Annotated in this window: 5 protein-coding genes; all 5 read right to left on the bottom strand. The window is 63.1% G+C overall.

Translation table 11 applies throughout. The features are described from left to right. Nucleotides 1-12: 12 nt before the first annotated feature. A complete protein-coding gene (locus M9827_RS05610; RefSeq protein ID WP_250604071.1) occupies nt 13-7,836 on the bottom strand; it encodes a non-ribosomal peptide synthetase in 7,824 nt (2,607 codons plus the stop codon). Beyond that, the gene (locus tag M9827_RS05605; protein WP_250604069.1) at nt 7,833-11,234 is read right to left on the bottom strand and encodes a non-ribosomal peptide synthetase; all 3,402 of its coding nucleotides are present in this window, start codon (nt 11,232-11,234) and stop codon (nt 7,833-7,835) included. Before M9827_RS05605 ends, M9827_RS05610 begins: the two co-directional genes overlap by 4 nt. 178 nt (nt 11,235-11,412) lie before the next feature. After that, nucleotides 11,413-12,396 carry a TauD/TfdA family dioxygenase gene (locus M9827_RS05600; protein ID WP_095111786.1) on the bottom strand — a complete coding sequence of 328 codons (984 nt, stop codon included), beginning with the start codon at nt 12,394-12,396 and terminating at the stop codon, nt 11,413-11,415. A gap of 37 nt (nt 12,397-12,433) precedes the next feature. Beyond that, nucleotides 12,434-13,174: a thioesterase II family protein gene (locus M9827_RS05595; RefSeq protein ID WP_250604067.1), complete on the bottom strand. Its 741-nt coding sequence runs from the start codon at nt 13,172-13,174 to the stop codon at nt 12,434-12,436. A gap of 72 nt (nt 13,175-13,246) precedes the next feature. Further along, nucleotides 13,247-14,419: an MFS transporter gene (locus M9827_RS05590; RefSeq protein ID WP_250604066.1), complete on the bottom strand. Its 1,173-nt coding sequence runs from the start codon at nt 14,417-14,419 to the stop codon at nt 13,247-13,249. Between the last annotated feature and the right edge of the window lie 88 nt (nt 14,420-14,507).

Genomic DNA, 14,507 nt, shown 5'->3' with positions numbered 1-14,507 from the left:
CGTTTTTCCCTCTCAAGAAATCAGTTTTTCCAGATCATCGAGGGATAGACGTTTGAGGGCCTCCAGGGATTTAGCCAATTCATCCTGAACGGGCGACATTTCGACGCGCAGGGCCTCGATTCGCGCACAGAACGCCTTGAGGGTATCGGTTTCGAACAGCTCCTTGAGCGGCACCTTGTCGCCCAGACGCTCCTTGATCCGGGTCACCACCAGCGTGGCCAGCAACGAGTGCCCGCCGCGCTGGAAGAAGTTGTCCGCGAGGCCCACCTGCTCAACCTCCAGCACTTCCTGCCAGATCGTCGCCACTTCCCACTGCAAATCGCTTTGCGGCGGTTGGTAATGCTGCTGCGTCGGGCCGTCACCCAACGCCATCAGTGCCTTGCGATCGAGCTTGCCGTTGGGGGTCAGCGGGATGGCGTCGACCAGGTGCAAGTGGCCCGGCACCATGTGCGCTGGCAAGCGACTGGCCAGGGCATTGCGCAAGCGTTCTGCCCACACCGTTTGATCGACCACTGCCTGCGCCGCCACCACGTAGGCGTGCAAGTGTTTGCCGGCGGCACCGTCCTGAGCGAGTACCACCGCTTCACGGATCTCGTCCTGCTCCAGCAGCCGCGCTTCGATTTCGCTGAGTTCGATACGGAAGCCGCGAATCTTCACCTGATGGTCGGCCCGGCCGATGTACTCGATGTTGTCGTCGTGGCCCTGGCGCACCAGATCGCCAGTGCGGTACAGGCGTTCGCCGTTGCTGGCGTACGGGTTCGGCACAAAACGTTCGGCGGTCAGTGCCGCGCGCAGCAGGTAACCCCGGGTCACACCGGCACCGCCCAGATACAACTCGGCGGGAACGCCACTCGGCAGCACTTGCAACTGGCTGTCGAGCAAATAGGCCTCGGTGTTCGGCAACGGCCGGCCGATGTTCGCCTGCCCCTGAGGTGTGCGCAGGGTGAAGGTCGAATAGGTGGTGTCTTCCGACGGCCCGTAGAGGTCGTAGACCTGCTGCACCGACGTGCTCGCGTACAACGTGTCGACCAGGCTTTGCTTGAGCGGTTCGCCGGCCAGATTGATGGTCGCCACCGAATGCGGAATCTGCCCGGCCCGTTGCAGCGCGGCAATCGCCGACGGCACCGTGTTGATCAGGGTGACCTGTTCGCGGGCCGGCAAATCGGCCAGCGCCAGCGCATTGTCCGCCAGCACCAGGCAACCACCGCAGGCCAGGGTGACAAAGATTTCCCAGACCGACAGGTCGAAGCAGATCGACGTCGACGCCAGCACGCCACGCAATTGTTCTTCGTGATAGACCCCGGCCGACCACTGAATCAGCGCCGACAGGTTGCCGTGGGTGATGGCTACGCCTTTCGGTTTGCCGGTGGAACCGGAGGTGTAGATGACGTACGCCAAGTTCTGCGCAGTGATATTCGCCAGCGGTGCGCTGGCCGGGAACGCGCTCAACGCACCCTCTTCCAGCAACAGCACCTGCGCACTCAGTGTCTCAGGCAACAGCGCCAGCGCGGCCGGCTCGGTGATCAGCACGGCGGCGCGGCTGTCCTCGAGCATGTGCAGCAAGCGTTCCTGCGGGTAGTCCGGATCCAGCGGCACATACGCGCCACCGGCCTTGAGGATCGCCAACAACGCCACGAGCATATCTGGCGTGCGTCGCATACACACGCCGACGCGCACCTCCGGTCCGACACCCAGTGCCTGCAGCTTGTGCGCCAGACGATTGGCCCGAGCATCGAGGCTTTGGTAATCGATCTGTTGTTCGGCGAACAGCACCGCATGCGCTTGCGGTTGGCGCTGCACTTGCGCGGCGAGGTGTTCCAGCACCGTGCGCGCATCGGTTGCCGCGACGTCGGCCTTGCCCCAAGCAATGGCCTGTTGACGCTGCGGTTCTGCGAGCAATTGCAGGGCACCGAGCGACTGTGTGGCATCGGCGAGGAACTGCGTCAGCAGGCTCTCCAGTTGCGCGCTCAAACCGCTGATTGCGGTTGCATCGAAACTGGCCCGGTCGTAACTGATCCCCAGGCTCAGCGCACGCCCGGTGACCGCCACCAGCGTCAATGGGTAGTTGGTCTGTTCCTGACGACGAATTGCCGAGAACGTCAGACCGGTGGCCGGGCCTTGTTGCAGCGCTTCGGCCATCGGATAGTTTTCGAACACCAGAATGCTGTCGAACAACGCGCCGTTACCCGCACCGGCCCAACGCTGAATGTCGTAGAGCGGCGTGTGCTCGTGTTCACGCAGGGCCAGATTGACGTCCTGCACCTGTTGCAGCCACTGGCTGACGACGATCTCGGCGGACGGCGCCGCGACCACCGGCAAGGTGTTGATGAACAGACCGATCTGCTGCTCGACACCCGGCAAATCCGTCGGACGCCCGGCAACCGTGGCGCCGAAGGCCACATGGTCCTGCCCGGTATAACGCTGCAACAGCACCAGCCACGCCGCTTGCACCAAGGTGTTGAGGGTGACTTTCTGCTCGCGGGCGAAGCGGTTCAAGTCCGCCGTCAAGGTTTCGCTGAATACGTGCTCGTGATCGGCGTAACCCTCAGCCAGCTGTTGCCCGCCCGACAAGGCACTGGCCAGACGCGTCGGCTCATCAAGATCAGCGAGGGCCGCCGTCCAGAAATCACGGCTGGCCTGCTGATCGCGCTGGCCCAGCCATTCGATGTAATCGCGGTAGCGCCCTTGCCCGACCGCCGGGGTCATGCCGGCGTAACGCTGCAGCACTTCGCCGAACAGCTGCGAGGTACTCCAGCCGTCCATAAGGATGTGATGGCAGGTGTAAATCAGGTGATACGTGGCCTCGTCGGTGCGCACCAGCGTCACCCGCAACAGCGGCGCGCCGGTCAGGTCGAACCCGCTGGCGAGGTCGTCGCCGGCCAGTTGCTCCAGCGCCGTGTCGAGGTCTGCACGACCGCGCCAATCCTGCACGCGCCATGGCATCTGCGCACTTTGACGCACCACTTGTACTGCGGCGGCAGCGTCTTGTGGCCAGACAAATGCGGTGCGCAGGATCTCGTGGGCATCAACGGTTTGCTGCCAGGCTAGACGGAAGCGCTCGGCGTCGAGTTGTTGCACATCCACACGCAATTGATTGGTGTAGGCCGGGCTGTCCGGATCGTTGACGCTGTGGAACAGAATGCCCTGCTGCATCGGTGACAGCGGATAGAGGTCGACGATGTCGCGGGCCGGGATCGGCAATGCCGACAGTTGTGCCTGGGTCAATCGCGCCAACGTGAAGTCCGACGGCGTCACAGCCGCCTCGCCACTGTCGCAGCAATGCTCGATCAGCCGCTCCAGTTCGCGGCGGTAGGCCTCGGCCAGCGCCTCGACGGTTTCTACGCGGTACATGCCGGTGCCGAAGGTCCAGGTCAATTCCAGCTCACCGCCGTAGACCTGACCGTCAACGCTCAGCCAGTTACCCAGCGGCGCGGCCGCGTCCTGATTGGCGCCGGTGCTTTCACCGCTCGGCACGAACAACGCGCCAGCGTCGGCATTGAATGCGCCGTCGAACTGGCCGAGGTAGTTGAAGGTTACGCGCGGCTGCGGCAATGCCTGCAACTCGGCGGATCGGCTCAGATAACGCAGCACACCAAAACCGATGCCCTTGCCCGGCACCGCACGCAGTTGCTCCTTGATCGCGCACAGCGACGCACCCGGCGTCGATTCAGGCGTCAGGCGTACCGGGAACAAGCTACTGAACCAGCCCACGGTGCGGCTCAGGTCGATGTCGTCGAACAGATCTTCGCGACCATGTCCTTCGAGTTGTATCAGTACCGAAGGCTGTTCGCTCCAGTCGCACAACACCCGCGCCAATGCCGTCAGCAACAGGTCGTTGATCTGCGTGCGATACGCCGCTGGCGCCACTTTCAGCAGCTTGTGGGTCAGCGCCTGACTCAAGCGCGTGCTGGCCCGGGCTGCTTGGGCGCGGGTCTGGGTGTCCTGCGGGAAGTCCCGTGGCAGTTGCGCGTCGCCCGCCTCCAGGGTTTGCCGCCAGTAAGCGCTTTCAACGGCCAGCGCTTCGCTCTGCGCGTAACGCTGCAGATGCTCGGCCCAGCTGTGCAGCGAGCTGCTTTTGCCCGGCAGAACCAGCGGCGTACCTGCCGCCAACGCGGTGTAAGCGTGCTGCAGATCTTCCAGCAGAATGCGCCACGACACCCCGTCGACCACCAGGTGATGGATGACCAGCAACAGGCGTTGTTCAGCATTCGGCAGGTTCACCAACACCGCTCGCACCAAGTGCCCTTGTTGCAGATTCAGACTGCGCTGGGCCACATCGGCCAATGCCGGCAAGGCGTCCAGGCTGTCCAGCTCACGCACCCACAAAAGCTCCGGATCACGCTGAGCCTGCGGCATTGCCTGCCAGACGTCGGCGGACGCCTGGAAGCTCAGCGCCAATGCGTCGTGCTGTTCGATCAGCGCCGCCAGCGCTGTGCGCAGATGCGCGGCGTCGAGCGGTGTGGTCGGCTGCAACATCACCGACTGGTTCCAGTGCTGACGCTGGGCAATCGCGGTTTCGAAGAACCGTGCCTGAATCGGCAACAATGGCAACGGCCCGCGAGTGGCCGGTGCCGCCGCGACGGGTTTGGCTTCGATCAGCTTGGCCACCGCTGCCAGTTGGCCGATGGTCTGTTTTTCGAACAATTGCTTGGGGCTCAGCTTGATGCCCTGGCGTTTGGCCCGGGCAATGATCTGCAAGCTGAGGATCGAATCACCGCCCAGTTCGAAGAAGTTGTCGCTACTGCCCACGCGTTCAAGCTTGAGCACATCGGCCCAGATCGCCGCGAGTTTCTCTTCAACTTCACCTTGCGGCGCGACGAAGTGCTGAGTGACCACGCCCGGCACCGGCAAAGCACGCTTGTCGAGCTTGCCGTTGGCCGTCAGCGGCAATGTTTCCAGCAGCACAATCTGCGCCGGCACCATGTAATCCGGCAGGCACGCCTGCAATTGCTCGCGCAGCGCCTGCGCCTGCAAGGTCAGACCCGCCGCCGGCACGCACCACGCCACCAGTTGCAGACGCGCCGGGTCGTCATCCAGTGCCAGCGCCAGCACCGCCGCTTCACTGACACCGTCCAGGCCCAGCAACACCCGCGCGACTTCCGCCGGCTCCACGCGATAACCGCGCACCTTGACCTGATCGTCGGCACGGCCGATGAACTCCACCGTTTGCTGACGATTGCGTCGCACCCGATCACCGCTGCGATAGACCCGCGCACCCGGCGCACCGAACGGGTCCGGCAGGAAGCGCTCGGCGGTCAGCCCCGGCTGATTGAGGTAGCCCAGCGCGACGCTGTCGCCACCGATATACAACTCGCCAGCCACCTGATCCGCAACGTTGTTCAGCACATCGTCGAGCACGTAAACGTGAGCGCCGGCCAGCGCGCTACCGACCGGTACGCTGCGCGTCAGGGTCAGATCACCGACTTCATGGGCCAACACGCCCACCGTGGTTTCACTCGGCCCATAGTGGTTGATGAGGCGGCAGCCCGGTTTGAGCTGGCGCACGCGCTCGACCAGCGCCGGCGAGCACGCTTCACCGCCGACAATCAGCGCGTGTTCCGGCAGCACGTCCGCCGGCCGCGCGGCCTGCAACAGCGCCGCCAGATGGCCGGGAACGATTTTCAGCATGCCCACTTGATGGGTGGCCATGTACTCGGCAAAGCGGTCCGGATCGAAGCCCAACTCTTCCGGCAAAACATGCAACAAGCGCCCGGAACACAGCGCGCCGAACAGCACGGTAAAACCAAGGTCAGCGGCGATGGTCGAGACCAGCGCCATGCTGCTGTCCGCCGTCGGCGCCATCCGCTCCAGCACACCGCGTACATAACTGCCCAACGCGCCGTGGCTGACCAGCACGCCTTTCGGTTGCCCGGTGGAACCGGAGGTGTGAATCACGTACGCCGGTGATTGCGCGCACAGCGTCACGGCTGGGCAAGTGTCCGGCATTGACTGCCACTGCTGCGCTGCAAAGGCGATACCCTGACAGCCATCGACCGCCAGCGCGGACACCCGTGCATCGCCTTCGGCGCACAACAGCAGCCGTGCTTTCGCAGCGCCGAGCATCTGCTGCAAACGTGCGTCCGGCGCTTTGACGTCCAGCGGCATGTACACCGCGCCCGCCTTGAAGATCGCCAGCACACAGGTCAGCCAGTCCAGCGAACGCTCCATCAGCACCGCTACCGGTTGGCCGTCGCGCACGCCTTGGGCGCGCAAATAGTGGGCCAGCCGATTGGCCGCCTGATTCAGCGCCTGGTAACTCAAGGCCTGATTCAGGTCGCGCGCAGCCAGTGCTTCGGGCTGGCGGGCGACTTCCCGATCCCAGTGCTGCAACACCGACAACGCAGGCTGCAAAGGTGCCGGGAGCGGCGCTGGTGAGATCGGCGCAACGCTGTGCAACGGCGCTTGCGGCGCTTTCAGCAACGCGCTGAACAAACCAAGCAGGGCCGGCACAAACGCTTCCACGGTCTGCGCACGATAGAGATCACTGGCATAGGTCATCTGGCCATGAATCAGCGTGCCGTCATCGGTAATGTCCAGCGCCAGATCGAAGTGAGTGCCATCCTTGTCCAGCGGATATTCGGCAACCGTCAGCCCCGGCAGAGCCATCGCGCGCTGTTTCTGCATGCCGACATTCTGGTTGAACTTGGCCTGGAACAGCGGGTTGTGGCCAAGGGTGCGCTCAGCGACCAACTCGTCCACCAGTTGCTCGAACGGCAACTCCTGATGCGCCTGGGCACCGAACGAAGCTTCACGTACCCGCGCCAGCAAATCTTCAAAACTGCCGCGCTCATCCACTTCGCAGCGCAGCACTTGGGTGTTGACGAAAAAGCCGATCAACCCTTCGACTTCAGCACGGCCACGGTTGGCATTCGGCACGCCAATGCGAATGTCGCGCTGCCCGGCCTGCCGCGACAGAAACAGCGAGAACCCGGCCAGCACCAGCATGAACAGACTGATGCCCTGGCTGCGGGCAAACGCGTTGAGCTGCAGGGACAGCGGCGCACCGAAATCAAAACTGAGGGTCTGGCCTTCGAAGCTTTGCGTCAGTGGCCGGGTGAAGTCAGGCGCCACTTCCAGCAGCGGATGCTCCTCACCCAGTTGCTGGCGCCAGTAATCGAGTTGACGCTCGCCCTCGCCGGCTTCCAGCCAGCGGCGCTGCCAGATCGCATAGTCGGCGTATTGCAGCGCCAGCGCCGGCAATTGCGGTTCGCGTTCGAGGCTGAACGCCTGATAGCACTGGACGAATTCCTTGACCATCACGTCCATCGACCAGCCGTCAGAGACGATGTGGTGCATGCTCACCACCAGCACGAATTCCTCGTCGGCCAAGGCAAACAGACTCGCGCGCAGCAGCGGCCCGTGACGCAAATCGAAAGGCCTTGCGGTGACGGTCTGCACCTGCAGCGCCAACGCTTGCTCGCGTTCTGCTGTCGGCAAATCCGTCAGGTCGATGCGCTCCACGGTCAGCGGTTGCTGCGCCAGAATCACCTGATGCGGTTGATCGCCGTCAGTCTGGAACACCGTGCGCAACACTTCATGGCGCGCCAGCAGATGATCGAAGGAACACTGCAGCGCCGCTTCGTCGAGGCGCCCGTTCAGACGCAGGCCGGCGGCCATGTTGTAGGCGGCGCTCTGCGGTTCAAGTTGCCAGAGAAACAGCAGCCGCTGCTGAGCGAACGACAACGGAATCGGCGCGACATCGTGCCGACTGACCGGCAGCGGCAACAGGCTGAAGTCCTTGCCGTCTGCGCGCAGCTTGGCCAGAAACAGCCGTCGCTGCTCCAGCGGCAAGCCGACGAACCTTTTCGCGATGCGCTCCGCCATAGTGCCGCTCATACTTCCTCTCCTTCCAAAGCATTGATGAACTGATCCATGTCGGACCAGTCGTCGTCCGTTGCGCTGTCAGCCAGTTGCGCCAGCACCCCCGCCAGTTCACCCAGCAGCGGTTTTTCGAACAGGCTGCGCAGCGGCAACACCACGCCCAATCGGGTTTTGATGCGCGCGATCACTTGCGCCGCCAGCAACGAATGGCCGCCCAGTTCAAAGAAGTGATCATCCAGACCGACCTGCGCCACTTGCAGAACCTCTGCCCAGATCTGCGCCAGTTGTTGTTCGGTATCGGTTTGCGGCGGGCGATAGTCGCCTTGCAGCTGACTCGGATCCGGTGCCGGCAACGCCTTGCGATCGAGCTTGCCGCTGGGTGTCAGCGGCAGGTTCGCCAGCAACAGCAAATGACCCGGCACCATGTAGTCCGGCAAATGGGCTTGCAGGGCAGCGCGAATTTGCTGACGGAACGCCGCTTGCGTCGCGGCGTTTTCGAGCGTGGCCTGATCGGCGACTACGTAGGCCACCAGTTGCTGGCCGCCACTGAGCGGCACCGCCAGCACCACGGCTTCGCGAACGCCAGGGCATTGCTGCAGGCGCGACTCGATTTCGCCCAGCTCGATGCGGAAACCGCGAATCTTCACTTGATGATCGACCCGACCGATGTACTCCACGGCACCATCGGCGCGCAGTCGGGCACGGTCGCCGGTGCGGTACAGGCGCTGGCCATCGGCAAACGGGTCGGCGATAAAACGCTCGGCGCTGAGCATCGGCTGGCGGTGATAACCCCGCGCCAGGCCCGGACCACCGATGTACAACTCGCCCACCGCACCTTGCGGCAGCAGGTTCAAATCATCGTCCAGCACGTACAAACGCCGCGCGTCGAGACCATGGCCGATCGGGATGCCGCGCCACGACACGGCATCCGCCGTCAGCGCCGTGCAATCATGAATGGTCGAGACCACGGTGGCCTCGGTCGGCCCGTAGGTATTGAGCAAGCGCACATGGCCCAAACCGGCCTGTTGCCACAGGCGCAAACCGTCCACCGCCATCGCCTCGCCGCCGACGTGAATCTGCCGTAACGCCGCGAATCCCCCCGGGGGATTGGCGGCATATTCCTGCACCAGCCAGTACCAGTAGGCGGCCGGCAAGTCGGCCAGGGTGATGCCGTGATCGACAATCACTTGATGCAACGCCGCGCTGTCCCACAACCGCGCATCGCGCAGGACGACTGCGGCACCATGGCACAACGGTGGGAAAAACTGCTCGACGAAACCGTCAAAGCTGCTGGTGGCGAACTGCAGAACGCGATCGCCTTCGCGCAGATCGCTGTAATCAATGGCGCGGGCGATGAACTCGCTCAGCGCGCCGTGACTGACCGCGACGCCTTTAGGGCGCCCGGTGGAACCGGAGGTGTAAATCACATAGGCGAGGTTTTGCGCGGCGACCGTCACAGGCAGATTGTCGGCAGGATCACTGTCGGCCAGTTGCTCCAGGCACAGGCAATCGACGTCATCCAGATCCGGCAGGCTGGCGAGGCTGGCGTGATCGCTCAGCAACAGTTTCAAGCCACTGTCATCAAGCACATGGCGCAAGCGTTCGGCCGGGGTTTGTGGATCCAGAGGCACGTAAGCGCCGCCAGCCTTGAGCACCGCCAGCAGCGCCACTGCCAATTCCAGCGAGCGCCCCAGCGCCACGCCGACCAGCACGTCAGGGCCTACACCCCGAGCGCGCAACTGATGGGCCAGACGATTGCTGCGGCTGTTCAACTCGGCATAGCTGAGTGACGGCGACGGCTCGCTCGCCAGAATCACTGCCGATGCCTGTGGCGTGCGCGCTACTTGCGCTTCGAACAGGGTCTGCACGCTAGCGAAAACAGGTTCTGCCTCGGTGGCCTGGATCAGTTGCGCACGTTCGGCCGCCGCCAGCAGCTCGACTTCGCCGACGATTTGCTGCGGATCGCGGCACACGGAGGCGAGGATATTGCGCCAATGCCCGGCCATCGCGGCGATGGTCGCGGCATCGAAAATATCGGTGGCGTAAGTGAACGCCGCGAACAACTGCTCACCCTCCTCGCGGGTGTCGAGCATCAGGTCACTGGTGGCGGCATGTTGGCGACCGCTGCCGGCCAGTTGCGCTTCCGTCAAATAGCCCACCTGCAAACCCGACTTCAGTTGCACATCGTGCAAATCGGTCACCAGCGGCTGGTGGTTGAACATCACCTGGAACAACGGATTGTGGCTTTGGCTGCGCGCCGGTTGCAGGGCTTCGATCAAAGCGTCGAACGGCAGATCCTGATGAACCTGAGCACCGAGCGCGGCCTGACGCAGGTTCTGCAACAGATCGGCAAAACGGGTCTGCGCAGTGACTTCGCTGCGCAGGATCTGCGTGTTGACGAAGAAGCCGATCAGCCCTTCGGTTTCGCTGCGCGTGCGGTTGGCAATCAGCCCGCCAACGCGGATGTCGGTCTGACCGCTGTAGCGATGCAGCAACGTTTTGAACGCTGCCAACAACACCACGAACAGCGTCACGCCCTGACGCTGGGCAAGGCTTTTCAGCTCTTGGCGCAGCGCTGCATCGATGACCGTTTCCAGGCGCGCGCCCTGATGGCTGGATTGCGCCGGATAGGCACGATCGGTCGGCAGTTCAAGCAGCGGATGCTCGTCGCCAAGTTGTGCGCGCCAGTAATCCAGCTGCCGCTCGCGCTCACCGGCCTCCAGCCAACTGCGTTGCCACAGGGCGTAATCGCGGTAGTGCACGGTCAGCGTCGGCAACGATGGCTCGCGCCCCGCCACCAGAGCATCGTAAGCGCGCATGAATTCATCAATGAGAATGTTCATCGACCAGCCATCGGCGATGATGTGGTGCAAGGTCAGCAGCAACACATGCTCCTGCTCGGCCAGACGCAATAGGCGCAGGCTGAGCAGCGGGCCGTTCTCCAGATCGAAGGCCTGACCGGCCTCCGCCATCATGTGCTGCTGCGCCAGCGGCCAGCGCTGGGCTTCAGGCAATGCACTGAGATCGGTGATCGGCAGTTTCAACGGCTGCGGTGCGGCGACGCGCTGGAACGCGCGCTCACCTTCCTGACCGAACGTGGTTCGCAAGCACTCGTGCCGCGCCGCCAGCAGACTGAACGCCTGCTCCAGCGCCTGCACATGCAGATCGCCGGTCAGGCGCACCGCCATCGGCAAGTTGTATGCGGCACTGTGCGGGTCCAGTTGCCAGAGAAACCACATCCGCTGCTGGGCATACGAAAGCCCGTCTCGCTCGGCGATCCCGTCACAGGCAGTCATGGGCAACTGCGCAAAATCGATGCCCTCACGGGCCATGCCGGCGAGGAACAAACGGCGTTTGTCCTGTGGCAGTTCGATAAAGCGACGGGCTAGTTTCTGGGCGTCTGCGGCATTCATGCATGGGGTCCTTGCTGATCGGCGGCGTGACCAGGAGACCCGGTCGTATCAACAAGAACGAATGACAAACGCGATGATTTAGCGCGCTGACGCAACAGCGGCTCGACGGTAGACACACAAATGCCGAAGCCGGTACGAGACCGGCTTCGGCAGCTTTACCAACAGGCGCGGAGTTGGCTCAGAGCGGGCCCTGTGAATGCCCCTCGGCCATGGCAACAATCACTTTGCGCGGTCCCTCGAATGGCGAACGCGCGTGCGCCGAGAGCATGTTGTCGAGCATCAGCACATCACCTTCCTGCCAGGGGAAACTGATCGCGCATTCATCGAGTACCGCACGAATCTGCGCCAACACCTCATCTTCAATCGCCGAGCCATCGCCGTAATAGACGTTACGCGGCAAATCTTCTTCGTCGACGATGTCCAGCAGGCTTTCGCGCACTTCCGCTTGCAGGTTGGAAATGTGGAACAGGTGCGCCTGATTGAACCAGACGTTGTCGCCGGTCACCGGATGCACCGCCACCGCCTGACAGGTCTGGCGGGTGCGCAATTCACCGTCGTCCTTCCATTCGCAGACGATGCCGTGAGCCTTGCAGTAGGCTTCGACAACTTCGCGATCTTCGGTGTTGAACACATCTTCCCAGGCCACATCCAACCCGTTGCCAAAGTTGCGCACATACATCAGCCCTTTGCTGACGAAGCGCTCGCGAATCGCCGCCGGAATGCGCCGATAGACTTCACGGCTGTCGGCAATCGGCGTCTCGCCACCCGACTTCGCGGCGATCATGCTGTAGAACCAGATCTTCATCGGCCAGTCGCGGGAATAAGCCTGCTCGTTGTGCAGCGGAATGCTCTGGTGCGCCGGGTATTCGGTGGAGGTGTACACGCCCTGCGTCACGTTGGTGCGCGGCGTCGAACCGAATTCATAGTTCAACAGCGGATGGCCGAAACTGGCGGCGAACTGACGGAACTGCTCGGCACCGTTCAACCGAAAGCCACGGAACAGCACCCCACCGTCGCGCAGCAGGTGTTCGTCCACCAATTCTTTCAATTCATCGAACACCGCCAACAGGTCAGTGTCCGCATCGGTCGCTTCCACCAACAACGGCAAGCGCCCCCGTTGCGGCAAGAGTGGCCGAACGGAAAATCCCACAGCAACAGCCATGACTGGCCTCCTGTAATCACTCGATAGGTGAACCGCGCTAAAAGGCCGGCGCCACTGCCTGCGCATGACGGCGGTGATGGACTTCCAGATGGGTCTTGATCGTGCGAATGACCCGCGCTTCATGCTCATGAATGAAGAAATGCCCACCGGTCATCATGTCCACGGAAAAGCTGCCCAGGGTTTCCTTGCTCCAGCCGATCAGTTGTTCGGTGGTCGCGCGGTCTTCCTTGCCGCCCAGCACGTGCACCGGGCAATTGAGCAACGGCCGCTGCGCCGGGGTGAAGCGCCCGCACATCATGAAGTCAGCGCGCAACACCGGCAGGGTCAGGCTCATCAGTTCTTTGTTGGCCAATACTTCCTCGCTGGTGCCCTGGAAGGTGCGCAGTTGCTCGATCAATTCTTCATCGCTGCGCGCATCGGCAAAGCCGCGATCGTAGTCACTGCGCATCGTCGGCGCGGCCGTGCCGGAAGCGAACAATGCGACCGGCTCCGGCACTCCGAGCTCGCGCAAGGCATGTGCCATCTCGCACGCCAGCAGCGCGCCGAGGCTATGTCCGAACAGCGCGTAAGGTGTCTGCAAGCCGGGCTTGTGCTCGCCGGCCAATTGCCGGGCCAGCGCGCGCATGTCGATTTGCAGGGGTTCGTCGAAACGGGCACCGCGCCCGGGCAATTCCACCGGTTGCAGGTGCAGCCACGACGGCAGTTGGCGCCGCCAGCGGCTGTAGACCATGGCGCTGGCGCCCGAATAGGGCAGGCACAGCAGTGTCAGCTTTGTCACCGCGTTTACCTCAATAGGGTTATCTGTAAAAGAGAACGGATGAGGTGACGCGGGAATTAGTCGGTGAGCCGATCACTTCAGATGACGGAAACTCTGCACCGCCGATGCGAGGACTACCGCCCCGGCAGCAATCGCCAGCCAGAAGCCGCTGCGCGCGCCGAAGGCATCGACCAGCGCACCGGCGCCGGCAGCCCCCACCGCCACGCCGATACTCAAACCGGTCACCAGCCAGGTCAGGCCTTCGGTGAGTTTGGCCGGCGGTACGATGCGTTCGATCAACGCCATCGCCACAATCAGCGTCGGTGAGAAAAACAGCCCGGCGACGAACACCGCCACCGACAATCCAACAATATTGCTCGCCAGCAAGAGCGGCAATGTGGTCACCGCCGTCGCCACCCCACCGTACAAAAACAGCCTCGGCAACGGCAGCTTCGAGCGCATCGCACCGAACGCGATACCGGACAGGAAAGAACCGATGCCGTACACCGACAACACGATACTCGCCGCCGCCGGTTGCCCCTGTTGCTGGGCGAACGCGACGCTGACCACATCGATCACACCGACGATGACGCCCATGGCCGTCATCAACAACAGCAGCCATTGCATGTCCGTGGAGCGAATGATCGAGCCTTGATGGTGTGGCTCATGCGGATGCACCGAAGGCTCGGTGCTGCGCTGGGCGACAAACGCGGTGACGCCGACCGCCAGCATCAACAGCCCCGCCAGTGGTCCGGCCTCGGGAAACAGCGTCACGCACAGCCCCACCGACAGCGGTGCACCGACGATAAAGCAGACTTCATCAAGCACCGACTCCAGCGCATACGCCGTCTGCAATTGCGGCTGACCGCGATAGATTTCCGTCCAGCGCGCCCGCACCATCGCCGACATGCTCGGCATGCACCCGGCCAGCGCGGCAAAGATAAACAGCGTCCAGTTCGGCGCCTGCAACCGCGTGCACAGCAGCAACATCAGCAGTGCCCCGCCGCCGATCAATGCCGATACCGGCAGAATGCGTCGCTGCCCATAACGGTCAACCAGACGCGATACCTGCGGCGCGCAAAACGCTGTGGCCAGGGCAAAAGTTGCCGCCACCGCGCCGGCCAGCGCATACCCGCCCTTCAACTGCGAGAGCATGGTGATCACGCCGATACCGGTCATGGAGATCGGCATGCGCGCGATCATTCCGGCCAGGACAAAATTCCGTGCGCCGGGGGCATTGAACAATTCGCGGTAGGGGTTTGCCATGGACTGCAGCCTCATCAAGGGCCGCCAAGTTGCCATAGGGTCGGATGGCGTGGAAGCAGGGAATTGTTGGTGGAATGTGAAGGCCCCT

This window comes from Pseudomonas sp. AKS31 (genome assembly GCF_023634765.1).
Lineage (GTDB): Bacteria > Pseudomonadota > Gammaproteobacteria > Pseudomonadales > Pseudomonadaceae > Aquipseudomonas.
The sequence above is the reverse complement of the archived record's forward strand: the minus strand, read 5'-3'. Positions and strand labels throughout refer to the sequence as shown.